This window comes from Verticiella sediminum (assembly GCF_007558815.1).
Taxonomy (GTDB): Bacteria; Pseudomonadota; Gammaproteobacteria; order Burkholderiales; family Burkholderiaceae_B; genus Verticiella; species Verticiella sediminum.
Genome location: NZ_VLTJ01000039.1, coordinates 108,242 through 133,448 on the forward strand (window position 1 = coordinate 108,242; position 25,207 = coordinate 133,448).

General features: G+C 67.5%; 26 protein-coding genes and 1 tRNA gene. 14 read left to right on the forward strand and 13 right to left on the reverse strand.

Annotated features, from left to right (window positions below; translation table 11 throughout):
- The gene (locus FOZ76_RS19980; protein WP_143950039.1) at positions 1 to 519 is read left to right on the forward strand and encodes a DUF2231 domain-containing protein; all 519 of its coding nucleotides are present in this window, start codon (positions 1 to 3) and stop codon (positions 517 to 519) included.
- Positions 520 to 547: 28 nt separating this feature from the next.
- Here the strand turns inward: FOZ76_RS19980 and FOZ76_RS19985 are convergent, their stop codons facing one another.
- Complete coding sequence (locus FOZ76_RS19985) at positions 548 to 985, reverse strand: CopD family protein (RefSeq protein WP_143950040.1); 438 nt, start codon at positions 983 to 985, stop codon at positions 548 to 550.
- A gap of 96 nt (positions 986 to 1,081) precedes the next feature.
- Between FOZ76_RS19985 and tesB the strand changes: the two genes are divergently transcribed.
- On the forward strand, positions 1,082 to 1,939 hold the full coding sequence (gene tesB / locus FOZ76_RS19990) for an acyl-CoA thioesterase II (protein ID WP_143950041.1): 858 nt from the start codon (positions 1,082 to 1,084) through the stop codon (positions 1,937 to 1,939).
- Positions 1,940 to 2,004: 65 nt separating this feature from the next.
- On the opposite strand, the gene FOZ76_RS19995 is transcribed toward tesB, so the two are convergent.
- From FOZ76_RS19995 to FOZ76_RS20045, 11 genes are all read right to left on the reverse strand, one after another.
- Positions 2,005 to 2,280, reverse strand: coding sequence for a hypothetical protein (locus FOZ76_RS19995; protein WP_143950042.1), 276 nt, complete (start codon positions 2,278 to 2,280; stop codon positions 2,005 to 2,007).
- A 168-nt stretch (positions 2,281 to 2,448) separates the two neighbouring features.
- Positions 2,449 to 2,943 (reverse strand): YciE/YciF ferroxidase family protein, encoded by a 495-nt coding sequence (locus FOZ76_RS20000; protein WP_143950043.1) that lies wholly within the window; start codon positions 2,941 to 2,943, stop codon positions 2,449 to 2,451.
- 459 nt (positions 2,944 to 3,402) lie between these two features.
- Positions 3,403 to 3,478 (reverse strand) — tRNA-Asn (locus FOZ76_RS20005).
- A gap of 180 nt (positions 3,479 to 3,658) precedes the next feature.
- Positions 3,659 to 4,609, reverse strand: coding sequence for an HPr(Ser) kinase/phosphatase (gene hprK, locus FOZ76_RS20010; protein WP_143950044.1), 951 nt, complete (start codon positions 4,607 to 4,609; stop codon positions 3,659 to 3,661).
- Positions 4,606 to 5,079: a PTS sugar transporter subunit IIA gene (locus FOZ76_RS20015; protein WP_143950045.1), complete on the reverse strand. Its 474-nt coding sequence runs from the start codon at positions 5,077 to 5,079 to the stop codon at positions 4,606 to 4,608. The genes hprK and FOZ76_RS20015 overlap by 4 nt, the downstream gene beginning before the upstream one ends.
- Before the next feature lie 252 nt (positions 5,080 to 5,331).
- Positions 5,332 to 5,673: a ribosome hibernation-promoting factor, HPF/YfiA family gene (hpf, locus tag FOZ76_RS20020; RefSeq protein WP_143950046.1), complete on the reverse strand. Its 342-nt coding sequence runs from the start codon at positions 5,671 to 5,673 to the stop codon at positions 5,332 to 5,334.
- Positions 5,674 to 5,776: 103 nt separating this feature from the next.
- On the reverse strand, positions 5,777 to 6,526 hold the full coding sequence (lptB, locus tag FOZ76_RS20025; protein ID WP_246129663.1) for an LPS export ABC transporter ATP-binding protein: 750 nt from the start codon (positions 6,524 to 6,526) through the stop codon (positions 5,777 to 5,779).
- Positions 6,523 to 7,137 carry a lipopolysaccharide transport periplasmic protein LptA gene (gene lptA, locus FOZ76_RS20030; protein ID WP_170235547.1) on the reverse strand — a complete coding sequence of 205 codons (615 nt, stop codon included), beginning with the start codon at positions 7,135 to 7,137 and terminating at the stop codon, positions 6,523 to 6,525. The genes lptB and lptA overlap by 4 nt, the downstream gene beginning before the upstream one ends.
- Positions 7,138 to 7,214: 77 nt before the next feature.
- The gene (gene lptC, locus FOZ76_RS20035; protein ID WP_143950049.1) at positions 7,215 to 7,808 is read right to left on the reverse strand and encodes an LPS export ABC transporter periplasmic protein LptC; all 594 of its coding nucleotides are present in this window, start codon (positions 7,806 to 7,808) and stop codon (positions 7,215 to 7,217) included.
- A gap of 3 nt (positions 7,809 to 7,811) precedes the next feature.
- Positions 7,812 to 8,420, reverse strand: coding sequence for a KdsC family phosphatase (locus tag FOZ76_RS20040; protein ID WP_143950050.1), 609 nt, complete (start codon positions 8,418 to 8,420; stop codon positions 7,812 to 7,814).
- 8 nt (positions 8,421 to 8,428) lie between these two features.
- Entirely contained in the window at positions 8,429 to 9,424 is a 996-nt protein-coding gene (locus FOZ76_RS20045; RefSeq protein WP_143950051.1) for a KpsF/GutQ family sugar-phosphate isomerase, read from the reverse strand.
- 104 nt (positions 9,425 to 9,528) lie between these two features.
- Between FOZ76_RS20045 and FOZ76_RS20050 the strand changes: the two genes are divergently transcribed.
- The 11 genes from FOZ76_RS20050 to FOZ76_RS20100 all read left to right on the forward strand — a co-directional run bounded on the left by FOZ76_RS20050 (position 9,529) and on the right by FOZ76_RS20100 (position 20,692).
- The gene (locus tag FOZ76_RS20050) at positions 9,529 to 10,161 is read left to right on the forward strand and encodes a TetR/AcrR family transcriptional regulator (RefSeq protein WP_170235548.1); all 633 of its coding nucleotides are present in this window, start codon (positions 9,529 to 9,531) and stop codon (positions 10,159 to 10,161) included.
- A gap of 142 nt (positions 10,162 to 10,303) precedes the next feature.
- A complete protein-coding gene (locus FOZ76_RS20055; RefSeq protein WP_143950053.1) occupies positions 10,304 to 10,849 on the forward strand; it encodes an adenine phosphoribosyltransferase in 546 nt (181 codons plus the stop codon).
- A 503-nt stretch (positions 10,850 to 11,352) separates the two neighbouring features.
- The gene (locus FOZ76_RS20060) at positions 11,353 to 12,687 is read left to right on the forward strand and encodes an aromatic ring-hydroxylating dioxygenase subunit alpha (RefSeq protein WP_143950054.1); all 1,335 of its coding nucleotides are present in this window, start codon (positions 11,353 to 11,355) and stop codon (positions 12,685 to 12,687) included.
- A complete protein-coding gene (locus FOZ76_RS20065; protein WP_143950055.1) occupies positions 12,681 to 13,610 on the forward strand; it encodes an SMP-30/gluconolactonase/LRE family protein in 930 nt (309 codons plus the stop codon). The genes FOZ76_RS20060 and FOZ76_RS20065 overlap by 7 nt, the downstream gene beginning before the upstream one ends.
- A complete protein-coding gene (locus FOZ76_RS20070) occupies positions 13,607 to 15,193 on the forward strand; it encodes an ABC transporter substrate-binding protein (RefSeq protein ID WP_143950056.1) in 1,587 nt (528 codons plus the stop codon). The genes FOZ76_RS20065 and FOZ76_RS20070 overlap by 4 nt, the downstream gene beginning before the upstream one ends.
- A 30-nt stretch (positions 15,194 to 15,223) precedes the next feature.
- Positions 15,224 to 16,201 (forward strand): ABC transporter permease, encoded by a 978-nt coding sequence (locus tag FOZ76_RS20075; protein ID WP_143950057.1) that lies wholly within the window; start codon positions 15,224 to 15,226, stop codon positions 16,199 to 16,201.
- The gene (locus FOZ76_RS20080) at positions 16,198 to 17,019 is read left to right on the forward strand and encodes an ABC transporter permease (RefSeq protein WP_143950058.1); all 822 of its coding nucleotides are present in this window, start codon (positions 16,198 to 16,200) and stop codon (positions 17,017 to 17,019) included. The genes FOZ76_RS20075 and FOZ76_RS20080 overlap by 4 nt, the downstream gene beginning before the upstream one ends.
- A 155-nt stretch (positions 17,020 to 17,174) precedes the next feature.
- The gene (locus FOZ76_RS20085) at positions 17,175 to 18,146 is read left to right on the forward strand and encodes an ABC transporter ATP-binding protein (RefSeq protein WP_143950059.1); all 972 of its coding nucleotides are present in this window, start codon (positions 17,175 to 17,177) and stop codon (positions 18,144 to 18,146) included.
- 29 nt (positions 18,147 to 18,175) lie between these two features.
- Positions 18,176 to 19,066: an ATP-binding cassette domain-containing protein gene (locus FOZ76_RS20090; protein ID WP_170235549.1), complete on the forward strand. Its 891-nt coding sequence runs from the start codon at positions 18,176 to 18,178 to the stop codon at positions 19,064 to 19,066.
- 10 nt (positions 19,067 to 19,076) lie between these two features.
- The gene (locus FOZ76_RS20095; protein ID WP_170235550.1) at positions 19,077 to 20,048 is read left to right on the forward strand and encodes an IclR family transcriptional regulator; all 972 of its coding nucleotides are present in this window, start codon (positions 19,077 to 19,079) and stop codon (positions 20,046 to 20,048) included.
- Between the two features lie 32 nt (positions 20,049 to 20,080).
- On the forward strand, positions 20,081 to 20,692 hold the full coding sequence (locus tag FOZ76_RS20100; RefSeq protein ID WP_143950062.1) for a DUF1989 domain-containing protein: 612 nt from the start codon (positions 20,081 to 20,083) through the stop codon (positions 20,690 to 20,692).
- A gap of 69 nt (positions 20,693 to 20,761) precedes the next feature.
- Here FOZ76_RS20100 and uvrA read toward each other — a convergent pair whose 3' ends face one another.
- Complete coding sequence (uvrA, locus tag FOZ76_RS20105; protein ID WP_143950063.1) at positions 20,762 to 23,659, reverse strand: excinuclease ABC subunit UvrA; 2,898 nt, start codon at positions 23,657 to 23,659, stop codon at positions 20,762 to 20,764.
- 280 nt (positions 23,660 to 23,939) lie between these two features.
- On the opposite strand from uvrA, the gene FOZ76_RS20110 reads away from it, so the two are divergent.
- Positions 23,940 to 25,169 carry an MFS transporter gene (locus FOZ76_RS20110; RefSeq protein WP_143950064.1) on the forward strand — a complete coding sequence of 410 codons (1,230 nt, stop codon included), beginning with the start codon at positions 23,940 to 23,942 and terminating at the stop codon, positions 25,167 to 25,169.
- The last annotated feature ends 38 nt before the right edge of the window (positions 25,170 to 25,207 follow it).

The following is a 25,207-nucleotide window of genomic DNA, read 5'->3' on the forward strand; positions in this document are numbered from 1 at the left end:
ATGGAACGATTCGGCAAACCTCTGCCCTCGGGCGCTCCCACCGTCGTCGCATTCGCCCGCCATCCGCTGCATCCCATGCTGGTGACGTTTCCGATCGCGTTCCTGCTCGGCGGTTTCGCCACCGATCTCGCGTACTGGTATTCCGAGGACCCGTTCTGGGCGCGTGTGTCGCTCTGGCTGATCGGCGCGGGTGCCTTCATGGGGATTCTCGCGGGTATCGCCGGTACGGTCGAACTGCTCTGGGTGAAGGAGATCCGCCGGCGGCCGGCGAGCTGGAACCACTTCGTGCTGGCCGTGATGCTGCTGGCGACAGCGAGCATCAACTGGGTTCTGCGGTACGAGGACCCGGTCGGCAGCATCGTGCCGCGCGGGCTCGCGCTGTCCGGGCTGGGCGCGGCCCTGGTCGGCGCGGCGGGGTGGCTCGGCGGCAAGCTGGTGTTCGAGCACCAGATCGCGGTCGAACAGGAGAATGAGCACGACACCGACCCGCTCAACCTGGCGGACCACAGCGACCGCTGAGCGTGCTTGGCAGGCACCTGCGTGCGCCTCACCATGAGGGCACCGGGATCGGCAGTGCCGGCTTGGCCAGTACCAGCCACAGCACGGTACTCACCAGCACCGCGGGTACGGCCACCAGGACGATGTGAAAGGTGCGCCGCTCGATATGGTCGCCCGCTTCCAACTGCACCACGCGGCGCCCGCAATACACGTGGTAGGCGCCCATCAGGCTCACCACCAGCAGCTTGGCGGGCAGCCAGGTGCCCTCGATCGTGGTGGCGAACACCAGCGCCGTGCCGGTGATGATCGCCATCACGGCCGAGGGCGAGACAATGACGACGAAGACGAAGCGCGTCACGATGCGCATGCGTATGCGCTGCTCGAGCGTGTGCGCGCTGGCATAGCTCGCGAAGAGCGCGGGCAGGTAGAACAGGCCGGTGCACCAGAGCACCAGGAACGTGATGTGCAGCGCCATCAACCAGGCCATAGGACGTATGCCTCACGGAAGTCGGACGAGCGCTGCAGCGCGGCAGAGCGGATAATGTGCGGCGTATCGTTCAATCGTCACGCAGGAGCAGCAATCATGAGTACGGCCGAGGAGTTGATAGGCTTGTTGCAGGTCGAGCAACTGGAACTCAATCTCTACCGCGGGGTGAGTGGCGACATCGGCAGCCGCAACGTGTTCGGCGGACAGGTGCTCGGACAATCGCTGATGGCGGCCACGCGCACCGTGGATCCGGCACGCCGGGTGCATTCGCTGCACGCCTATTTCCTGCGGGCGGGCGACAAGCGTGCGCCGATCGTGTATGACGTGGACCGCATCCGCGACGGCAAGAGTTTCACCACGCGGCGCGTCGTGGCGATCCAGCACGGGCGGCCGATCTTTCACATGTCCGCATCGTTCCAGGTCGAGGAAGACGGTGCGTCGCACCAGGATCCGATGCCCGAGGTGCCGGCGCCGGAAGGCCTGCCGACCGAAGTGGAGCATCGCGCCCGCCACCTGCCGAGACTGCCCGAGCACCTGCGCGCCGGCTACGAGCGCGACCGGCCGATCGAGATCCGTCCCATTACGCTGGTCGATCCGCTCGAGCCGGGTGCGATGCCGCCCGTGTTCGACGCCTGGGTGCGCGCGCTGGCTCCGGTGCCCGACGTGCCGGGGCTGCACCAGGCCATGCTGGCGTACACCTCGGACTTTCACCTGCTGAGTGCGGCCCTGCTGCCGCACGACATGAGCTTCTTCGACCCCAAGCTGCACATCGCCAGCCTGGATCACGCGATGTGGTTTCACCGCGATTTCCGCATGGACGACTGGCTGCTGTACGTGACCGAGTCGCCCAGCGCCAGCGGTTCGCGCGGCATCAGCCGGGGCAAGTTCTACACGCGTGATGGGCGGCTGGTGGCCTCGACCGTCCAGGAAGGATTGATCCGCCGAGCGCCTTGAGCGGACGGCGAGGCGGGTGGCAGGGCGGCCCATGCGTGCGGACCCGATGCGTTCATGCGCCTTGCTCAAGCGCGCGTTTCCCGCTCGGGTCGGGAAACGCCGTCGCGATGCCGTGGCAGCGGCACATGGCTGGGTTGGGGTGGCTGGATTTCCTCGCCGGGCCTCGGTGGGGTGGCTTCGTCGCGCCGGCGCAGCGCAGGGAACTCGTCGGGACGGTCTCCGAGATCGTCATCCGGCTTCACGCCGAAGCGCACCGCGGGCTCGGCCCGGCGCACTGCCGCCAGCCGGTGATGAAAGCGATTGAGCGTATGCGTGGCGAGGTGGGACGGCGAGCGGAACATGCGGTACTCCTGATGGGTCATGCCTGAGGCTTTGCGCGCTCTTGAGCAAGTACCGTGCCGGGTCGCGCAGGCCGATTTGCGCGTCGGAAGGAGCCGGGCGCCGACGCCAAAGACCGGCATCGCCAAGCGATGCCGCGCCCGCGCCAAGGCGGGCGCGAGCCAAACCGCTTATGCCGCCGCTGCCTGCGCGTTGGTCCCGCTTTCGGCGAGCATGGTGAGCTTCTGGTCGGTCGCCTTTTCCTCGGCGAGGGTTTCCTTGAGCAGCGTCACCGCCTGGTTATGGCCAAGCTGCTTGGCCATGACACACAACGTACCGTAGCTGGCGATTTCGTAGTGCTCGACCTTTTGGGCGCCACCGATCAGCGCAGCATCGCGCACCGGGCCCTTGTCGACTTCCTCGATCACTTCCTTGCCTTCCTCGACCAGGCCTTCCATCGCCGCGCACTTGATCCGCTTGAGCTTGATATCGAGCGCTTCGACGACCTGGTCGATGCGCTCGATCTGCCCTTGCGTTTCCTCGAGATGGGTCTCGAATGCCGCCTTGAGATCCGGGTTCTCCGCCGCCCGCGCCAGGCGGGGCAGCGCCTTGGTGAGTTGCTTTTCGGCGCTGTAGATATCGGAAAGCTCGTGGATGAATAGATCCTGCAGAGTCTTGACGGTCATGGCTACACCTCCGGGTGGGTTTGTCGGAGGCTGGATACGCAAGCGACGTACCGCATGTCGAACCGTTTGGGGCGAGGCAGAGAACTGATTTCCGGCGTGGGCACGGATGAGCCGTGGGCGCCCGCCGCCCCTGGGCGCGCGCTGGCGGGCGCTTCGCGGGCAGGGTGGAACATGCCGCGTTCCTGGGGTGGTGCGCCGCCAGCTTGGCCTTCCCGGTTGAGCAAAACGTGCAGAGGAGCTTCGCCGCTCGGTGCTGGCAGGACGAGGGCTCGACGTGTTTGAGAGGGGCGGGCTGCGGCGGTAGCGTCGATGCGCTTCGTTCGGGCATCGGGACAGCCAGAGGTATGGAGGTTTCAGCAGGGCCGGAGCGCCGAGCATGCCTGGCTGCATCCTGCCACATGCGGCGATATCGCGCGCACAGCAAAAAGGGCCGCACTTGCGTGCGGCCCTTCGAATTTTTGGCTCCCCGAGCAGGGCTCGAACCTGCGACCTGCGGATTAACAGTCCGTCGCTCTACCGACTGAGCTATCGGGGAAGAAAGAAAAAGATTATATCGGGGATTTTCAGACTTGGCAAATCACAACCAACGGTTTGCTGCTTGTCTGCTGAACGTCGCCGATCGGCTTGGCGGCGTCCTGCCCGCTTGGCTCAAGGATGGTCTCTGGTGTGCGCACATGGCGCGCGTTCAGGACCGGCCTCAAACAAAGAAGCGGGATTATACCTCATTGTTGCGGATCGCTTGTGCCTGGCGCTCCATGAAATCCGCCAGGGTGTCGATGCCGCGCAATTGCAGGATGGTGTTGCGCACGGCGGCCTCGACCAGCACGGCCAGGTTGCGCCCGGCGGCCACCTGCAGCACCACTTTGCGGATCGGCAGGCCCAGGATGTCCTGCGTGGTGTCCTGCAGGGGCAGGCGGTGGCGCTGGGCCTCCTCGGAGAGGGCGCGCACCAGTTGCACGACCAAGCGCAGGCGCATTTTGCGGCGGACCGAGCTCTCGCCGAAGATGGTGCGGATGTCCAGCAGACCCAGCCCGCGCACCTCCAGCATGTTCTGCAGCAAGGGCGGGCAGTGGCCGTCGATGATGCCCGGGGCCACCTGGGCGAACTCGACGGCGTCGTCGGCGACCAGCCCATGGCCGCGCGAGACGAGTTCGAGCGCAAGCTCGCTCTTGCCCAGCCCCGATTCCCCGGCGATCAGCACGCCCAATCCCAGCACGTCGATGAAGACGCCGTGCATGGTGACCTGCGGCGCGAGCGCGCGGCCAACGTACAGGCGAAGGATGTCGATCACTTCGGCGGCGTGCAGCGGCGAACCGAACAGAGGCAGGGCGTGTTCGTCGCAATAGGCGACGATGTCCGCGGGAGGCACGAGGCCATCGGCCATGACCAGGGCCGGCACGCCCCCGGCCAGCAGGTCGTCCAGGTGCTGGCGCCGCTTGTTTGCGTCGAACCGGGCGAAGTAATGGACTTCGCGCGGCCCGAAGATCTGGATGCGGCTGGGGTGGATGAGGTTCAGGTGGCCGACGCGATCGGACGGCGCGAGGTAGTCGTTGCCGATGGTGCGGCTTTCGCCTGCGCGTCCGGCCAGCCAGCACAGCGAGAGCTTGCCGGAATTGTCCTCGGCAACCGTGCGCAGCGTGAGGACGGGGAGTTCGGTCTTGCTCAAGGGGTGTCGGAGAAGGCCGGCTGCCAGCCGGCGAGCAGTTCGTGGACTTTTTCCGGCGTCTCGGCTTCGCACAGTGCCGTGCGCAGCTCCTTGCTGGAGAGCATGTGGGCCAACTCGGCCAGGATCTCCAGGTGCTGTTGCGTTGCAACTTCCGGCACCAGGAGGAACATCAGCATGCGTACCGGCTGCCCGTCGGGCGCGTCGAACGGCACCGGCTGCGCCAGGCGGACGAAGGTGGCGACCGCCTCGTTCAGGCCCTTGATGCGGCCATGCGGCACGGCGACGCCATGGCCCAGCGCCGTCGAGCCCAGGCGCTCGCGCGCGAAGAGGCTATCGAAGACGGCAAGGCGCGGCAGCCCATGATGGTTCTCGAAGAGGAGCGCAGCGTGTTCGAACGCGCGCTTCTTGCTCGTGGCAGGAAGATCGAGCACCACGTTGGACGCGGGCAGGATGCGTGAAATCAGGCTCATCTGGAGTGAATGCTTCACTGCAACAAAAAACCATTATAGGTGAAGCTGGAGCAGCGCAAGGGGGTTTGTAACGATATTTGCCGCGTCGCTGATTCCGCGAGTGTGGCTTGTTCACGCGCCCGTGTAAAGGGAGGGATGGGCAGGCGGATGCGGGGCCTGTGTTGCGCGCCCGCGCCCCGCGCAATCAGGATTGCGGCGGGGCGCGAAACCGTTTTACACGGTTCGCCGGCCTCCTAGCACGGCCACTGCGGCTCAGATGGCTTCAACCGTATCGGGAGCCAGAGGGTTGCGCTTGATCGTTTCGGGCGCGTGGGCTTGCACCTTGTTCTTGTACTTCACGACCTGGCGATCCAGCTTGTCGATCAACAGATCGATGGCCGCGTAGAGATTCTCGTCCGTGGCCTCGCAGTGGATGTCCTTGCCGGGCACCCGCACCGTCACGTCGGCGGTGTGGCGCAGCTTGGCGGCGGACAGAATCACCTGTGCGTCGATGATGTGATCGAAGTGCCGCAATACCCGATCCAGCTTGTTCGTCACGTATTCGCGAATGGCGGGTGTGACCTCGAGCTGATGACCGCTGATGCTCAGGTTCATAGGTTGGCCTCCTGTTCCTGTGCTGAGAATGGCGCGGATTGCCGCAAGAGGCGGCCGTCTGCGCCATTCCAGTGTAGCGGGATGGCCGCCGAATGCAAGCCGCCTACATGCGGAAATGTTCGCCGAGGTAAACGCGTCTTACCGCGGGGTCGTCCACGATCTCGTCCGGATGCCCTGCGGTCAGCACGGCGCCTTCGTTGATAATGTAGGCACGATCGCAGATACCCAAGGTTTCCCGCACGTTGTGGTCCGTGATGAGCACGCCGATGTTGCGGCTCTTGAGAAACCGCACGATCCGCTGGATCTCGATCACCGCGATCGGGTCCACGCCGGCGAAGGGTTCGTCCAGCAGGATGAAGCGCGGATCGGTGGCCAGGGCGCGCGCAATCTCCACGCGCCGGCGTTCGCCGCCCGACAGCGAGATGGCGGCGTTGCCGCGGATGTGCTGGATCTGCAGTTCGTCCAGGAGCGATTCGAGCGCAGCGTCGATCTCGGCGCGGGCCAGCGCGCGCCCGTCGGGCTTGCGGCGCAGTTCGAGCACCGCGCGGATGTTCTGTTCGACCGTCAGCCGACGGAACACCGAGGCGTCCTGCGGCAGATAGGACAGTCCGAGCCTGGCGCGCTTGTGGATCGGCAGGGCGGTGATGTCCCTGCCGTCGATCTCGATGCGCCCGGCGTCGGCCGCGACCAGCCCCACGATCATGTAGAAGCTGGTGGTCTTGCCCGCGCCGTTGGGGCCGAGCAGGCCGATCACTTCGCCGCTGCCCACTTCCATCGAGACATCGCGCACCACGGTGCGCGCGCCGTATGTCTTGCGCAGCCCGGTGGCGCGCAAGGTACCGGGTTGCGTCACTGCTTGCCCCCCGTGGGCGCGCACGACTTGACCGCGGCGTCGCTGGTCGTACGGGACTGGATCATGGTCCGCACGCGGCCCTTGGGCGCACCGGACATCTGGCCGCCGCTCGCCGAATACACATTGCGCTGCTGGTTGTAGCTGATGCGTTCGCCACGGATCTCGTCGAGCTTCTGGCTGCAGGCCATGCGGGTGACCACGGCACGGCCGATGAAGTCGAGCTGCTCGGCGCGGCTGTCCCACTCGGCGCGGTCGGCGTAGCCTTCGATCAGCTCGACGCTGTCGGGCTGGGTCTGGCGCACGTAGACCTGCTTGCCCGCGCCCGCGGTGGCCACGGCGAATTGCTCGCCGGCGTCGTTCTGGCGCAGCTCCAGGCGCTCGGCGCGCAGGCTGAGGTCGCCGCGCGTCAGCACCACGTTGCCGGTGAACACGCTGGTCTGCTTGGTGTCGTCGTAGTCGAGCTGGTCGGAGTCGATCAGGGTGGGCACGTCCTGCTGCAGCCGGGGCGATTCGCCGGCATGCGCGGGCAGGGCGGCCAGGCACAGCGCGGCCACGCCGCTTGCGAGCCACGCGGTGAGGCGCGACGCGGCAGTCGCATGAGGGACGGACATCTGGGCAGCCGGCGAGTGGGGCATGGTGGATGGCATGCGCATGGAAAGTGGAGTGGAGGGCCCGCGGGCCCTGCGGATCAGTCGTTCGCCTCGGGCGCACGCGGCGCTATTTTGACACGCGCATCGGAGCTGACCGTCAACTGGCGACTGGAATTGTCGTATTGCATCCCGGTGCCGGTGATGCGCGAGCCGTCGCCGCGGGTGACCGCGGCCGGCAGCTCGGTGAAGGCGACATCCTCGTTGGGAAGCAGGGTGATCTGCTCGCTCTCGATGAGCAGGCCGGGCTCGCCGTTGGCGGGAGGGCGCCGGAAGGCAACGTCGCCCTTGAGCACGATGCGTGCCCCGTCCTGATCCATGCGTCCGTTCTCGGCGGTGGCGACGGTGACGGAGCGATCGGGCCGCTGGCTGATCGCGCGCGGCTGGCGGACTTCGTACGAATCGTCGTCAGGGTAGTGCTCGGCGCGCGGGCCCTCGAGGCGGGCCGCCGGCAGCCCGGTCTCGTCGGTGCGGGTCATCACGAAATGGTCGATGAAGCTGTCCATCTCGTGCGTGACCCGGCGTGGCGGATCGACAGGGATCGAGCGGCGGGCGTAGTCAGCCGCCCACCAGGTGCTGCCCACGATGGCGAGCAGCACGAGGCCGGCGATGAGCGAAGTGGCGCGGTCCCGCATGGCCTACTGCGGGCTGGCGCCCGGCAGGATGGGTTGGGGAGTGCCGGTGAGCACGTTGCTCAGGCGGCCCTGGGCCGCGAGGATGAGGTCGCAGCACTCGCGCGCCGCGCCCGCGCCGCCGCCGCGCTGGGCACACCAGTGCGCTGCCTGCGCCACGTAGGACGGTGCGCCGGGCACCGTGGCGGCGAACGCGGCCTGCCGCATGGCGGGCAGGTCGTTGATGTCGTCGCCCATGTAGCCGGCCTCCTCGAAGGTGAGCCCGCAGCGCTGAGCCAGCGCGGCGAGCGCGCCGGCCTTGTCGTGCACGCCCTGCACCACGTGCGCGATGCCCAGGTCGGCCGCGCGCCGCGTGACGATCGGGCCATCGCGCGCGGTGAGGATGCCCACGGTGACGCCGCCGGCGGCCAGCATGCGCAGGCCCTGGCCGTCCAGCACGTGAAAGCGCTTCAGGGCTTCGCCGTGCTCGCCGTACCAGAGGGAGCCGTCGGTCAGGGTGCCGTCGACGTCGAACACCATCAGGCGCACGCGGGCGGCGCGCTCGCGCACGGGAGCGGGGATGCGGGCGAGGATCAGGGCCTCGGCCGGGTGGGGAACGGTCGGGTTGTTCGGCATGCGGGCTGTTATACCACCTTGGCGGCCATCAGATCGTGCATGTGCAGGGCGCCGACCAGGCGGGCTTGCGCATCGAGCACGACGAGGTGGTTCAGGCGGCCTTCGTCCATGATGGCGGCGGCTTGCGCGGCGAGCGCGTCCGGCCCGATGCTGCGCGGCTGCGGGCTCATGCCGTCGCGCACCGTGCATTGGCGGATGTCGCCCACGCGGGCGATCAGTCGGCGCACGTCGCCGTCGGTGAAAATGCCGACGGCGTGGTTCTCGTCGTCGACCACGACGGTCATGCCCATGCCCTTGGCAGACATCTCGGCGAGCGTCTCGTTCATGCCGGCGTCGGCGTGGACCTTGGGAATGCGCTCGCCCGCGCGCATGATGTCGCGCACGTGGGTGAGCAGGCGCCGGCCCAGCGCCCCGCCCGGGTGCGAGCGCGCGAAGTCCTCGGAGCCGAAGCCGCGCGCTTGCAGGCAGGCCACGGCCAGCGCGTCGCCGAGCGCGAGCGCGCTGGTGCTGCTCGCGGTGGGCGCAAGGTTGAGCGGGCAGGCCTCGCGCGCCACGCTGGTGTCCAGGTGGACGTCGGCCAGGCGGGCGAGCGGCGAGCCCGGGTTGCCGGTCATGGCGAGGATGCCCGCGCCCATGCGGCGCGCGAGCGGCAGGATGGTGAGCAGCTCCTCCGTGGTGCCCGAGTGCGACAGGGCGAGCACGAGATCCTGGGCCGTGATCATGCCCAGGTCGCCGTGCACGGCCTCGGCGGCGTGTACGAAGAAGGCCGGCGTGCCGGTGGAGGCCAGGGTGGCGGCGATCTTGCGCGCGATGTGGCCGGACTTGCCGATGCCGCTGACCACCACGCGGCCGCGGCATGCCAGCAGGCGTTCGACGGCCGCCACGAAGGGCGCACCCTGGCGCTGCGCGAGCGCGCGCACGGCGTCGGCCTCGATCTCGAGCGTGCGGCGGGCGCTGGCGAGAATGGCCTGCGCGTCGATGGCGATGGGAGAGGATGCGGACATGCGCGTATGTTACCCAATCCTCCGCGCTGCTATGCTTGGCGCCGGCACAGGGCGGCGCCTGCCGATGCGCGCCCTGGCCTTCACAGCGAGGACACTGCGTGCGGATGCGGACGCGAGAGCGCGCGCCTGAGCGCGCGGGCCCCTATCATCATGGCGACCTGCACCATGCGCTGGTGCAGGCCACGGAATCCATCCTGGCCGAGCGCGGGGTCGAGGGCTTCACGCTGCGCGAAGCGGCCCGCCGCGCCGGCGTGACCGCGGCGGCGCCGGCGCATCACTTCGGCAGCGCCGCGGGGCTGCTCACCGAGGTCGCGCTGCTCGGTTTCGCCGAGCTGCAGCGCTTTCTCGCCGAAAGCGGCGCCGACAGCGCCGCTTCCCCTGCGGAGCGGGTGCAGGCGCTCGGGCTGGCCTACGTGCGTTTCGCGCTGGCGTATCCGGCACGCTTTCAGCTCATGTTCCGCGAGGATCGCCTGATCGCGGGCGATGCGCGCCTGGCGGCCGCGGGCGATGCCGCCTACGCCGAGCTCGAGCGCGCGGGGCGTGCGTACTTCAGGCTGGCGCCGGATGCGCCGCTGGACGCCGGGACTTCGGCCGCGCTGCTCGGCGCGTGGTCGACCGTGCATGGCTTCGCGCACCTGGCCCTGGATCACCGCTTCGAACGCTTCATCCCCGACGCGCACGACGTGGCGGCGCTCGCGCGCACCTTGCGCATGATCCTGGCGCGCTTCTTTCCCTAGCGCGCCTCGGCACGCCTGCGCAGGCGCCGGGCCGGCGCGTCATGGTCCTCACCCGGCCCGCACCCGGCCGGCGCAGGGGCGTGCGCACTTGGGCTACAGTGTGTCTTTCGCGCCGGCCGGCGCGCATCCTGGCATCCGTCCCATGCTTTCCAACGCCGAATTCGTCCGCGACCGCATACGCACCGTGCCCGACTGGCCCAAGCCCGGGGTCATGTTCCGCGACATCACGCCCGTGCTGCAGGAGCCGCGCAGCTTCCGGGTGCTCGTGGACATCTTCGTGCACCGCTACATGAACCAGGGCCTGGACCTGATCGCCGGCATCGACGCGCGCGGCTTCATCGTGGGCAGTGTGCTCGCCTATGAGCTGAACCTGGGCTTCGTGCCGGTGCGCAAGCGCGGCAAGCTGCCATACACCACGGTGGCCGAGGAGTACCAGCTCGAGTACGGCAGCGCCGCCGTCGAGATGCACACCGACGCGGTCCAGGCCGGCCAGAAGGTATTGGTGATCGACGATCTCATCGCCACCGGCGGCACCATGGTGGCCGCGATCAAGCTGCTGCAGCGCCTGGGCGCCACCGTGACCGAGGCCGCCTCGATCATCGACCTCGTCTACCTGAAGGGCAGCGACGCGGTGCGAGCCACCGGCACGCCGGTGTATTCGGTCTGCACCTACGAGGCTGAAGCCTGAACGGCCTTTCCCCGGGGGCGAATCCGGGACGAAGACACACCGGGATGGTTGGCCTGGCTGCGCAACGACGACGATCAGGACGCGGCCTGGCTGCGCGCGCTGGGCGTCGATATCGCGAAGCCGTCCGTGGCGCGAGCCAACGAACTCAAGGGCACTTCGCCAGACCCGCGTGCTACTGCGCGGGTGGCAGGCAAGATTCAATATTGCCCCCAGCCACAAGCTGATCTATCGGATCGAGGACATCGTCGCACATGCGCAGACCGCCCTGGCGGGCCCTGCAACCGTGCGCCGGTCTGTTGCAGCGCTCTGCAACGGTGCCATTCGCGCATCGGGGTAGTGCCCGGCCGCACCACCGCTACCCATAGAAAAAATCAATATGTACAACTTATTGTGTATTCCGGAAATGTGTCTGACTATGCTCGTACAACGAGTTGCACATAACGATAGTCGGATGTGCAGGAGGCCGACTACGTCCGTCCGTCTTTTCGACACAAGGCTTCCGAATGACGACCACGCGCACCATCAAACCGTACTCGGGGTACTACAAGGACCTGGCCAAGCCGGCCAACGCCAATCTCACGCAGGTATCCAAGGGCACGCCTTGCGGCGAACTGCTGCGCCGCTTCTGGCATCCCGTCTTCATGTCCAGCGAGCTGGGCGATCTGCCCAAACGAATCCGCATTCTTGGCGAAGACCTGGTGCTCTTTCGCGATCTGAGCGGCCGGTTGGGCTGCCTGGACCTGCATTGCAGCCATCGGGGTGCATCGCTGGAGTTCGGCATCGTCACTGAGCAGGGCATCAGTTGCTGTTATCACGGCTGGTTGTATGGTGTGGATGGCTCGCTCATCGCCGCTCCCGGGGAGCCGCCCGCCAGTCGCATCACTGCGCACGTATGCCAGGGTGCGTATCCCGTGCGCGAGCACGCCGGCCTGATCTTCGCGTACTTCGGGCCTATTGAAGAGCAACCGCCGTTCGCGCTGCCCGATGCCGTCATGGCCGCAGGCAACCTGCTGCATCCCTATTACCTGCCGTTCCCATGCAATTGGCTGCAATCGCACGAGAATGCGATGGATCCCGCGCACTCGGTATTCCTGCACACGCGGGTGGCCGGCGTGCAGTTCTCCGAATCGTTCGGCATTCTTCCCAGCACCGGCTATCGCACCACCGACACGGGCGTCATTGCCACCACTGCTCGCCGCGTAGGCGATCTGGTATGGGTGCGCGTGATGGAGGACGTGCTGCCCAATATGGCGCAGTTCGGCGCTACATGGGAGGACGGATCGCGCCAGAAACTGATGGTGCCCCCGGCCATCACGCGCTGGGTGGTGCCGGTGGACGACACGCATTGCATCACCATCGGCTGGCGGCACTTCAACGATCAGGTGGACCCCGACGGTCGCGGACGTCCGCAGGAGATCGGCTTCAACAAAGTGGACTTTCTGGGCCAGACCGGCGAGCGGCCCTACGAGGAGCGCCAACGCGCGCCTGGCGACTACGACGCACAGGCGTCGCAGCGGCCGATCGCGGTGCATGCACTGGAGAACCTGGGTACCACCGACGTGGGCATTGCCATGCTGCGGCGCAATCTGCAGCGGCACATCGACGCCTTGCACAAGGGCGAACCCGTGAACCGCATGCCCGGCGCGCACACCGGCGTGTTGCCGACCCTGTCGCACGATACGGTGTTGAATATCCCGTCCACCGGTGACGACGACGATCGGATGCTCGCGCGGATCCGCGACGCCGTCACCGATGCAACGGTGGCCACCAGCGGCCAGCCCATCGACGCACGCCGCGCGGCCGTACTGCATACCCTGCGCGAGCGTGACCTATGCTAGCCGGCGTCTTGCACTGTCTGGTGGACCAGCGCGCCCAGGTGACCGAATGCCCGCTCTGGGACGCAGCCAGCGCCACCCTGTATTTCGTGGACATCCACGCCGGCCGCATCATGGCATACGACTGGGACAGTGGCGCGCTGCGTGCGATTGAAACGCGGCAGGCCGTTGGCTGCATCGGCCTGGCCGGGCCCGGGCGTTTGATAGCCGGGCTCGAGTCGAGCGTGGCACTGATCGATGTGCAAAGCGGGGTGCAACGCGAACTCGCCCGCATCGCGCACCGCCGGTCTGGCTCGCGCCTGAACGACGGCCGTTGCGATCCGGCCGGCCGGTTCTGGGTGGGGTCCATGAAAGAGACGCTGGACGAGGCTGCGGGTGCGCTCTACCGCATCGATGGCGATGGCGCCGTGTCCGTCCAGGAAGAAGACATCATCTGTTCCAACGGCCTGGCCTTCAGTCCGGACGGCCGCACCATGTACCACGCCGATTCGCGGCGGCGTACCGTGTGGCGCTATGCCTACGATCCGGCCACGGGCACGGCCGCCGAGCGCCGCGTATTCGCCGTGGCCCCCGAAGGCGAAGGGCGGCCGGACGGCGCGGCGGTCGATACCGAGGGGCACTACTGGATCGCCCGCTACGGCGGCGGACGCATCGTGCGCCATGCCCCTGACGGCAGCGAGGTTTTCGTGCTGCGATTGCCGGTGGAAAACCCGACGATGTGCGCTTTCGCGGGCCACGATCTTTCCACCCTCGTCATCACCTCCGCGCGCGGCAGCCTGAGCAGCGCGCAACTGGCAAGCCAGCCCCAGGCCGGCTCGGTGTTCGCCGTGAAAGTGAATGCCCAAGGCTCGAACGAACCTCATTTCCGGCCCACCGCCCAGGCGAGACAAGCCGAATCAACCGCATCAACAAGGAGTCCGTCATGAAACCGTGCGTTGTTCATAGACTCGTCCAGTCCTGTGTCGGCATGAGCCTGCTGGCCGTTGCGCTGCTTGCCGGCGCCGCCGAGCCCCACAAGGGCGGCAGGCTCACCCTTGTACAGCCGATCGAACCGCCGGCACTGGTGTCGGCCGTGAATACGTCGGCCTATCTGGCCACCATGTCCACCAAGATCATGGAAGGGCTGCTGCAATACGATGCCGATCTCAACCCGCAGCCCGCGTTGGCCACCAGTTGGGATGAGAGCCCGGACGGCAAGCGCTATGTGTTCCATCTTCGGCAAGGGGTGAAGTGGCACGACGGCCAACCCTTCACCGCGGCCGACGTACAGTTCTCCATGATGGAGATCTGGAAGAAGCTGCATGGCCGCGGACGTTCCACCTACGACAAGGTGACGTCGGTGGAGACACCCGACGATCACACGGTGCTCGTAACGCTGTCCGAGCCCAGCCCGGTCATCCTGAACGCCTTGAGCTCCTACGAAAGTCAGGTCGTGCCGAAGCACGTGTTCGAAGGGGCGGATATCGCCGGCAACCCGGCGCTCAACGCGCCGATCGGCACGGGGCCGTTCAAGTTCGCCGAATGGAAGAAGGGCCAGTACATCCGGCTGGTGCGCAACCCGGACTATTGGGATGCCCCCAAGCCGCACCTCGACGAAGTGGTGCTGCAGGTGATTCCCGACGGCGGCGCACGCGCGGCTTCGCTGGAGTCGGGCGAAACGCTGATGGGTGTGTTCAATCCGGTTGCGCTGGCCGACATTTCCCGCATCGAGAAGGCGCCCGGGCTGAGGGTAACCACCGGCGGCTACGGCCTGCTCGCGCCGATGTTCCTGATGGAGTTCAACCTCGACAAGAAGCCCTTCGATCAGGTCGAGGTACGCCAGGCGGTGGCGCACGCCATCGACAGGAACTTCATCGTCAAGAACATCTATTTCGGCTTCGGCGAACCGGCCACCGGCCCGATCGCATCCAGCTCGCGCCAGTACACCGGGGATGTGCCGCAGTACCCCTACGATGTACAGGCAGCCGCCAGACTGCTGGACGAGGCCGGCTACCCGGCAGGCAAGGACGGGATACGTTTCGGCATGACGCTGGATACGCTGCGCGACCCGGAAACCTTGCGTACGGCCGAATACATCCGCCAGGCGCTGCGCCGCGTGGGCATCCAGGTCGAGCTGCGCAATTCCGATCTCGGCACCTTCATCCGGAACGTCTATGCGGAGTATGCCTTCGATGCCACGCTCAACTTCAGCTATTCGCTGTCCGATCCCACCCTGGGTGTGGACCGCTTTTATCTCAGCTCGAACATCAGCAAGGGCACGCCGTTCGTCAACACGTCAGTGCGCATCGAGCGCGTCGACGAACTGCTGCGCCAGGCGCGGGTGGAGAACGATGTGGCCCGGCGTACGCAGATGTTCCATGAGTTCCAGCGCGTGGTGGCCGAGCAACTGCCCATCCTGAATCTGTTCGAGATGCGCTTCGTCACCGTGCTGAACGACAAGGTACAGGGCTACGATGTCAGCGGCGAAGGCCCGTATGCATCGTTCAAGGAAGTCTGGCTCACGCCCTAGCGGTAAAGCGGAACGCACGAGGAAACCGACATGGCCGGCCGATTCCTAGCGCGCCGCCTGTTGCAGGCGGCGCCCACGATCTTCCTGATAATCACCGCCTGCTTTTTTCTGCTGCGCCTGGCGCCGGGCGACCTGGCGCAGATCATGGCGGGGGAGGCCGGCGCGGCGCCGCCGGGCTACGTGGAGGAGCTGCGCGTGCGGTTCGGTCTGGACCTGCCACTGTACGTGCAGTATGGGCACTACCTCGCGCGGCTGGCGATGCTGGACATGGGGTATTCGTTCCGCCATGAGCAACCGGTGCTCGAACTCGTGCTCGAGCGATTGTGGCCCACCCTGTTGCTGGGCGGGACGAGTCTTTTCATCGCGATCGCGGGGGGCACGGCCCTGGGTACTCTCGCTGCGCTGCGCCACAACCGCCTGACCGACCGGCTGATCTCGTTCCTGTCGCTGGTGGCCTATGCCGCACCGACGTTCTGGCTGGGCCTGATGATGATCATCGTGTTCGGGGTGCAGCTCGGCTGGTTGCCCACGGGCGGCATGATGCCCTTGGGCCCGAGCCCCGGCGGCTGGGCCACGGTGCTGGCAGTGCTGCGGCACCTCTTGCTGCCGGCACTATCGCTGTCGCTGTTCTACATGGCACTGTATGTTCGCCTGAGCCGCACCGCGGTATTGGAGGTGCTCAAGCAGGATTATGTGCGCACGGCCGCGAGCAAGGGCATCTCGCGCGCGCAGACGCTGCGCCGCCATGTGCTGCCCAACGCCATAACGTCGGTGCTCTCGCTGGCGGGCGTGCATGTAGGCGGCCTGATCGGCGGTGCCGTGTTCGTGGAGACGGTGTTCGGCTGGCCCGGGCTGGGCCGGCTGGCGTTCGAGGCGATGCTGCAGCGCGACTACAACCTGCTGATGGCCGTGCTGCTTTTCAGCTCGCTGCTGGTCGTTGCCACCAACATCGTCGTAGACCTGCTTTACCGCGTGTTCAATCCGCGCATGTCCGGAGACCCGTCATGAACATCCGATCGATCGATCCTCGCCTGCTGGTGGGAGAAGGCATTCTGCTGGCGCTGGCCGCCGTTGCGCTGGGTGCGGGCATGCTCTTTCCCGGCGATCCGCAAAGCATGGTGGCCCAGCCCCTGCTCGCGCCTGGCGCGCAAGCCGCCCATCCGCTGGGCACCGATATGCTGGGCCGCGACGTGGCGGCCGGCTTGGCACACGGCGCACGCGCGACCCTGCTGATCGGCGTGGTGTCCACCGTTTTCGCCGTGGTCGTGGGGGGCCTGATCGGCGTGCTCTCGGGCTACTTCGGCGGCTGGGTGGACAATGTTCTGGGCAAGATCACGGAATTATTCCAGACGGTCCCCCCGATCATCCTGGTGATCGCGCTCACGGTGGTGCTGGGCCCCTCGATCCGCTCGATGATGATCGCCATCGCGGCGGTTTCCTGGCCGCCCATCGCTCGGTTGGCCCGCGGCGAAGTGTTGGCGCTGCGCGAGCGCGAGTTCATCGAGGCCTGTACGGCCGTGGGCATGACACATGGCCGGATCATCCTGCGCCATGTGTTGCCCAATATCGCGCCGCCCATTCTGATCACGATCTCCATCGTGGTGGCCACCAGCATTCTGATCGAATCGGGCCTGTCGTTCCTCGGGCTGGGCGACTCCAACGTGACCACCTGGGGCGGCATGATAGGCGCGGGCCGCGAGATGATCCGTACGGAATGGCAGCTCACCGCCATCCCCGGAACAGCCATCATGCTGACGGTGCTTGCCCTGAACTTCGTGGCGGAGGCGCTATCCGAAGGCCGGGATCCGCGATTGGCCTTGGGTTGAGGCGGACATGGAGCCCACCCCCTACGCGCTTCGCGCGCCCCCTCAAGGGAGCGGCGCTGGCGGACCGGCAAAGCCGGATCCGCGGCGCCCTGGATCGGGCCGTACCCGTTCCATGCGTCGTGGAAGACGCCGCGAAGCGTGCTGGAGAAACTGACATGGAACCTCTGCTGCAAGTCAACAATCTGTGCCTGTCCGTGGGCCCCATGGGGCGCCGCGGAGCCGTCGTGCGCGATCTCGAGCTCGCGCTGCAGCCCGGCGAGCGGCTCGGCCTGGTCGGCGAGTCCGGTTCGGGCAAGAGCCTGACGGCGCTGGCCATCATGGGCCTGCTGTCCGAAGCGGTGACCGTGGAGTCGGGAGAGATCCGTTTCATGGGGAACGACTTGCTGCGACTGGACGCGCGCGCCATGCGTCACGTGCGGGGCAAGGAGATCTCGATGATTTTCCAGGAGCCCTTGACCGCGCTGAATCCGGTCATGCGGGTGGGCGAGCAGATCGCCGAGGTGTTGCTCGAGCATCGCGAACTCTCCGTGCGGGACGCGCGCAGGAAAGCGGTCGAGCTGCTCGATCTGGTCGGCATCCGGCAGCCGGCCGAAAGCTATGCGCGCTATCCCCACCAGTTCTCTGGCGGCATGCGCCAGCGCGTGATGATTGCGATGGCCGTGGCCTGCCGGCCCCGGCTGCTGATCGCCGACGAACCGACCACGGCGCTGGACGTGACAGTGCAGGCACAGATCATCGATCTGCTCGACCGCCTGCAACAGGAAACCGGCGTGGCCATCCTGCTCATCTCGCACAATCTGGCGCTGGTGGGCAACTTCTGCAACCGCATCGCCGTCATGTATGCGGGCGATGTCGTCGAGACGGGGGAATGCCCGGACGTTCTGGTCCATCCGCACCATCCCTACACCCGGGCCTTGCTGGACTGCCTGCCGGCCGAACTGGACAGTGCCGCTGGCGGCGAACGGCTCAACGAAATCGGCGGTCAGGTTCCGGCGCCCGCCGATATGGCGCCCGGCTGCCGTTTCGCGCAGCGGTGTAGCCAGGCGCTTCCGAGCTGCGCCAGCGTCCTGCCGCCGCTGCGTCGGCACCCCGAGCGACCAGGAACCTCATGGCATTGCATCGAATAGACGCCGCGGTGCGCTCCGGCGAGACGCCCATGCTGGCCGTGGACGGCGTGAGCAAGCACTATCGCAACGGCCGCGGCATTGTGGCGGCCTTGTCCGGCGTCGGTTTCCGTCTGCCGGCAGGCAGCACGCTGGGCATCGTTGGCGAATCCGGCAGCGGGAAATCAACCATGGCGCGGATCGCGTGCGGGCTGCTTGCGCCCGACGCGGGCAGCGTGCGGCTGGCCGGCACCGAATTGGTCGGCCTTGCGGTGCGCGATATGCGTCGGCTGCGCCGTCGCGTGCAAATGATCTTTCAGGATCCGCTCTCCTCGCTTGATCCGCGCCAGCGCGTAAGTGCCGCGATAGAGGAAGTCCTTGCCGTGCATGGCCTGGGCGACCGCCGCAGCAGACGGGCCAGCGCGGGCCAGATGCTCGAACTGGTGGGCTTGCCCGCCGCGGCGGGCGAGCGCTACCCGCACCAGTTCTCGGGCGGACAGCGCCAACGCGTTGCCATCGCCCGCGCGCTGGTACTCAAGCCCGACCTGCTGATCTGCGACGAGCCCGTGTCGGCGCTGGACGTCTCGATCCAGGCGCAGGTGCTGAATCTGCTGGTGCGCCTGAAGCGCGAGTTGAATCTCACCATGCTCTTCATTTCGCACGACCTCTCGGTGGTGGCGCACGTTGCCGATCACATCGGCGTCATGCAGCGGGGCAGGATGGTGGAGATGGGCGCGGCCGAAGACGTCTTCAGGCGGCCGCAGCACGAGTACACGCAAACACTGCTGGCGTCGGTGCCGCGATTGCCGCGCGAGGCCGCGCGCGCGCAACACGCTGCTCCCGGTGTCGCAGGCAAGGCGGACGACCATTGCCATGGCTTACTCTATGCCTCGAGCGCGGCGGAGTGCATGCCGCGGCCGCTTCGCTTCCCTTCTTCGTCGTAACGGATTCTCCATGGTCACCAATCTGGGCGAGCCCTCCCCATCCACCAATCCCGTGTCGCGTCGCAATCGCGAAAAATCCTCGCCGCCCGGTATCCAGTCGCTCGAGATCGGCATGAAGGTGCTTACCACGCTGGCTTCGTTCAGTTCGGCGGCCACGCTCACCGAACTGGCCGAAGCCGCCGACATGGACCTGAGCACGTGCCGGCGGTATCTGGTGAGCCTGCTCAACACCGGCATGGTCCGTCAGGAGGAGCAGAGCGGCAAATACGATCTCGGCGAGCATCTGTATCTGCTTGGCCTGCGCACCCTGGCGCGCGGCCATATCGTGCGCGCCTCGATTGATCGCGCACTGGCACTGAATCGCGAACTGGATCTCACCGTGATCGTTTCTGTGTGGGGCGATTTGGGGCCCACGGTGGTGGCCTGGTTCGACCGCTCCTCCAAGCTCATCTGCAACAGCTACATCGGCAGCGTGTATCCCATGCTGAGTACCGCTACCGGCCGGGTCTTCCTGGCGTATCCGCCGGACGGACAGGCCATGGAGCGCGCTGCAGCCGAGCTTGGCGTCGTCGGGTCGGCCGCATTGTCGGCCTCGCAGCACAAGCGCATCGACGCCTTGGTGGGCAGCGTACGCGAGCAGGGCATGGGCAGCACGGACGGCGATGTGATCCCGGGCCTGAGCGCGCTTGCCGTGCCCGCCTTCGATTGCCAGGGCCGCCCGGGTACGGTGATCGGCATCATTGCCGAATCCGATGCGCTGAAGGGCGCCGCCGGCCAGCGGGTGAGCAAGGCGTTGCGCCAGGCAGGCTCGGACGTTTCCTCGTCCCATGGTTTCGTACCCGAGGAGCAAGGTGCCGGATCGTACGCCGAATGGCTGGAGCGGACCTGGGGCAACGCCGTTGCCCTGCGGCTGGCGGACGCACCCGCCGGCCGGCGCACGCCCGGCGCCAAGCGGGGCGGGCGGGCGGTTCCGCTGGGTTAGCACGGCGCTCACCCCAACCAGATCAGATCGCTATGTCAGACGAATCGTTGCAACTCATTCCCGCCCGCCAGGGCGTGGCCGTCGAACTGAATTCCGGCGACGTCGTGCGCGTGCTCAATACCCACGGCAGCCAGGTCATCGACGCCTGGGCGTTCAATGCCGCGCTGCCGGCCGAGTTCATGTCGATGGAGCACACGCGTGGTGTGCTGTACAGGCTGTCGCCGAGAGTCGGCGACAGCCTGTACAGCAACCGCCGCAGGCCGATTCTCACCCTTGTCGAAGATACCTCTCCGGGCGGGCACGACACGCTCATCGCCGCCTGCGACGCGAAGCGCTACCGGCTGCTGGGCTGCGACCATCATCATGACAATTGCGCGGAGAACCTGGCGCGGGCGCTGGCCGGGCTCGGTGTGCCAGTGCCGCACACGCCCGCGCCGCTGAACCTGTTCATGAACATACCGGTGGCCGCTGACGGCACGCTGAGTTCGCAGCCACCGCTGAGCAAGCCTGGCGATCATGTCGCTCTGCGAGCGGAGATGGCGTGCATCGTGGTGTTTTCGGCATGTCCGCAAGACATGGTGCCCATCAATGGCGTCGGCTGCGTGCCCACCGAAGCGCATTATCGCGTGCTGCGCGCCGGGTAGGGCTGGCTGACGCGCTTTCCTTTCCCGTTTCCATCGCCGCCAGTCACTTCCCTTCTGCCGTCCGGATGCCTAGCCGCCGGCCCTGGCCCCGCGCAACACGCGGCCCAGATAGGGGCCGGTATGGCTCTGCGGGCTCGCCGCCACGTCTTCGGGCGTGCCCTGCGCGACGATGTGTCCGCCGCCGCCCCCGCCTTCGGGCCCCATGTCCACCACCCAGTCCGCCGCCTTGATGACGTCCAGGTTGTGCTCGATCACCAGCACGGTGTTGCCTGCTTCGACCAGTTGATCGAGCACGCCCAGCAGCAGGGCGATGTCGTGAAAGTGCAGGCCGGTCGTGGGTTCGTCCAGGATGTACAGGGTGCGTCCGGTGCCGCGCTTGGACAGTTCCAGCGAGAGCTTGACACGCTGCGCCTCGCCGCCCGAGAGCGTGGTCGCGGCCTGGCCGAGCCGGATGTAGCCCAGGCCTACCGCGGTCAGCGTCTGCAGCTTGCGCGCGAGCGTGGGCACAGCGCTGAAGAATTCCTGCGCTTCGTCGACCGTCATGTCGAGCACTTCGCCGATGTTGCGTCCGCGATAGCGGATCTCCAGCGTCTCGCGGTTGTAGCGCCGGCCGTGGCACACGTCGCAGGGCACGTACATGTCGGGCAGGAAGTGCATCTCCACCTTGACCACGCCGTCGCCCTGGCAGGCCTCGCAGCGCCCGCCCTTGACGTTGAAGCTGAAGCGGCCCGGGTCGTAGCCGCGCGCGCGCGCTTCGGGCACCCCGGCGAAGAGTTCGCGGATCGGCGTGAACAGGCCGGTATAGGTGGCAGGGTTGCTGCGCGGTGTGCGCCCGATCGGGCTCTGGTCGACAATGATGATCTTGTCGAGATTGTCCAGCCCGTCGAGCGTGGCGTAGGGCGCGGGCTCGGTCTGGCTGTTGTGCAGGTGGCGCGAGACCGCCGCCGCCAGCGTGTCGTTCACCAGCGTGGATTTGCCGCTGCCCGAGACCCCGCTGACGCAGACGAAGCGGCCGGTGGGCAGGTGCAGATCGACCGACTTGAGGTTGTTGCCGGTGCAGCCGGTCAGGTTCAGCCACTGCGCCGGGGCGGGCTCGTCGCCTTCGGCGGCCGGGCCGGCCGGGTCGGCGCGGCGCACCGGCCGCCGCGCCGACAGCTCGATGCTGCGTTGCCCGCTCAGGTACTGGCCGGTGAGCGACTCCGGGTCGGCCAGGATCTCGGCCGGCGTGCCGTAGGCGACCACGCGTCCGCCGTGCTCGCCGGCGCCCGGCCCCATGTCCACCACGAAGTCGGCCGCGCGGATCATGTCTTCGTCGTGCTCGACCACGATCACGCTGTTGCCCAGGTCGCGCAGGTGGCGCAGGGTGGCGATCAGGCGGTCGTTGTCGCGCTGGTGCAGGCCGATCGAGGGCTCGTCCAGGACGTACATCACGCCCGTCAGGCCCGAGCCGATCTGGCTTGCGAGCCGGATGCGCTGCGCCTCGCCGCCCGAGATCGTGTCGGCGCTGCGGTCCAATGAGAGGTAGTTCAGGCCGACGTTGTTGAGGAAAGTGAGCCGCGCCAGGATCTCGCGCACGATGCGCTGGGCGATGTCGCGCTTGGCGCCGGCGAGTTCGAGCGCCTCGAACCAGTGCTGGCAGTCGGCGAGCGGCATCGCCTCGACCTGGTAGATCGCCAGGCCGCCCTCGTCGGGGCCGCCGGCGCCGACGAACACGTTGCGCGCCTCGGCGCGCAGGCGCGAGCCGCCGCAGTCGGGGCAGGTCTTGACGTTGCGGTATTTGCCGAGTTCCTCGCGCACGGCGGCGGAGTCGGTCTCCTTCCAGCGACGCTCCAGGTTGGGAATGATCCCTTCGAACGGATGCGAGCGGACCGTGGCGCGGCCCTTCTCGTTGAGGTAGGTGAAGGGAATGTCCTGTTCGCCCGAACCGTAGAGCACGATGTCGCGCACGTTCGCGGGCAGCGCCTCGAACGAGGTGGCGATCTCGAAATCGTAGAACGCCGCCAGGCTGGTCAGCATCTGGTGGTAGAACGAATTGCGCTGGTCCCAGCCGCGGATCGCCCCGGCCGCCAGGCTCAGTTCGGGAAACGCCACCACCCGCTTGGGGTCGAAGAACCCCACGGTGCCGATGCCGTCGCAGGTGGGGCAGGCACCCACCGGGTTGTTGAAGCTGAACAGGCGCGGCTCCAGCTCGGGCAGGCTGTAGCTGCACACCGGACAGGCGTAGCGGCTGGAATAGAGGTGTTCCGCGCCGGCGTCCATTTCCAGCGCGATCGCGCGGCCTTCGCCGATCTCGAGCGCGACCTCCAGGCTCTCGGCCAGGCGCTGCTCGATGCCGGGTCGCACCCGCAGGCGATCCACCACCACGTCGATGTCGTGCTTCTCGTTCTTTTTCAGCGCCGTGTCGTGGGCCAGTTCGGTGAACTCCCCGTCCACCCGCACGCGCACGAAGCCGCGCGCCTGCAACCCGGCGAATTCGCTCTCGAAGCTGCCCTTGCGTTCGCGCGCCATCGGCGCGAGCAGGGCGACCCGGGTGTCGGCGGGCAGGGCGAGCACGGCGTCGACCATCTGGCTCACGCTGTGCGCGACCAGCGGCAGGCGGTGCTCCGGACAATAGGGCGTGCCCACGCGCGCATAGAGCAGCCGCAGGTAGTCGTGGATCTCGGTGACGGTGCCCACCGTCGAGCGGGGATTGTGGCCGGCGGCCTTCTGCTCGATGGAAATGGCGGGCGAAAGGCCTTCGATGAGGTCGACCTCGGGCTTGTCCATCAACTGCAGGAACTGGCGCGCGTAGGCCGACAGGCTTTCCACGTAGCGGCGCTGCCCCTCGGCGTAGAGCGTGTCGAAGGCGAGCGAGGACTTGCCGGAGCCGGAGAGCCCGGTGATGACCGTCAGCCGCTCGCGCGGCAGGTCGATCGAGACGTTCTTGAGGTTGTGGGTGCGAGCGCCCCGGATGCGTATGACGTCCATCGCGGTTTCGAAAGCCCAAACCGCCAATTATAGAGGGGCGGGGCGATCAGAGTCCGGGTGTCTGCCGGGCGGGAACGTCAGGGCCTGTCATGGCGCTTCGCGCGTGGCCACGCGTCGCGCAATGGCAGGAAATTCCGCAGGGGCCGTGGCGGCAGGCGTCCGGACCAGCCTGCGCGTGCTCGACAAGGGGGATTTCCCGGGGGGCGGCCGCGGCGGCGAGTCGTTCCGTCGGCCGTACGGCTTGGTACTATAGCGGGCTGCGTTTGCCTTCCGACCCCCCATGTCCCGATCCCCTTCCGTGCGCATGACGCCAGCCGAGCGGCGCTCCAGTATTGCGCTGGCGAGCCTCTTCGCCTGTCGGATGCTGGGCCTTTTCCTGCTGTTGCCGGTGTTTTCGGCCGCGGCCGGCAGCCTGGCGGGGGGCGACGACGTCAAGCGCGTCGGTCTGGCGCTGGGCATGTACGGGCTCACCCAGGCCTGCCTGCAGATCCCGTTCGGCATGGCCTCGGATCGCTGGGGCCGCCGGCCGGTGGTGCTGGCGGGATTGCTGCTGTTCGTCGCCGGCAGCATCGTGTGCGCGCTGTCCGAGGACATCGGCTGGGTCACCGTCGGGCGTGCGATCCAGGGAGCCGGGGCGATCTCCGCTGCGGTCACCGCCTGGCTGGCCGACGCCACCCGGGACGAGGTGCGCACCCGGGCGATGGCCATGGTGGGCGGCTCGATCGGCCTGGCGTTCGCGGTGTCGCTCGTGCTCGCCCCGGTGGTGGTCGGCTGGGGCGGCCTGTCCGCGCTGTTCTGGGTCATCACCGCCCTGGGCGTGGGCGCGCTGGCGGTCGCGCTCTGGGCGGTGCCCGAGGCGGGTGCGCAGGCCCGCGCGGCCATGCCCCGCACGGCGCTGCGGCACGCGCTCGCGCAACCCGACCTGCTGCGCCTGAACGTCGGTGTCTTCGTGCTGCACATGGTGCAGGTCGCGCTGTTCATCGTCGTTCCGGCGCTGCTCGCCAGCACCGGCGGTTTTTCCGCCGGCGAACTGTGGAAGGTGTACCTGCCGGTCATCCTCGCCTCGTTCGTGCTGATGGTGCCCGTGGTGTTCGCCACCGAGACCCGGCGCATCCACCGCGGCGCGCTGCTGGCCAGCGTCGCCGGCCTGTTCGGCGTGTGCGCGGCCCTGCCCATGGCAAGCCAGGCCTTCCCGTCGCTGGTGGTTGCGCTGATCGGCTTCTTCCTGGTGTTCAACGTGCTGGAAGCGCTGCAGCCGTCGCTGGTCTCGCGGGTGGCGCCGGCCGCGCACAAGGGCTTTGCCCTGGGCCTGTACAACACGGCCCAGTCGGCCGGGCTGTTCCTGGGCGGGGCGTTCGGCGGCTGGCTCGTGGCCTATGGCGGGCCAGCCCGGGTGTTCGAGGCCGCCGCGGCTCTGGCTCTGGTGTGGCTGGCCCTGGCCTGGGGCATGAAGCCCGTCACGGACGTGCACCGGGCGAACGCCGCGGGCAGCGCCCGGCGCGCAGCCTGACGCGCGGCGAGGTGCCGCTTTTTCTACACTACGTGCAT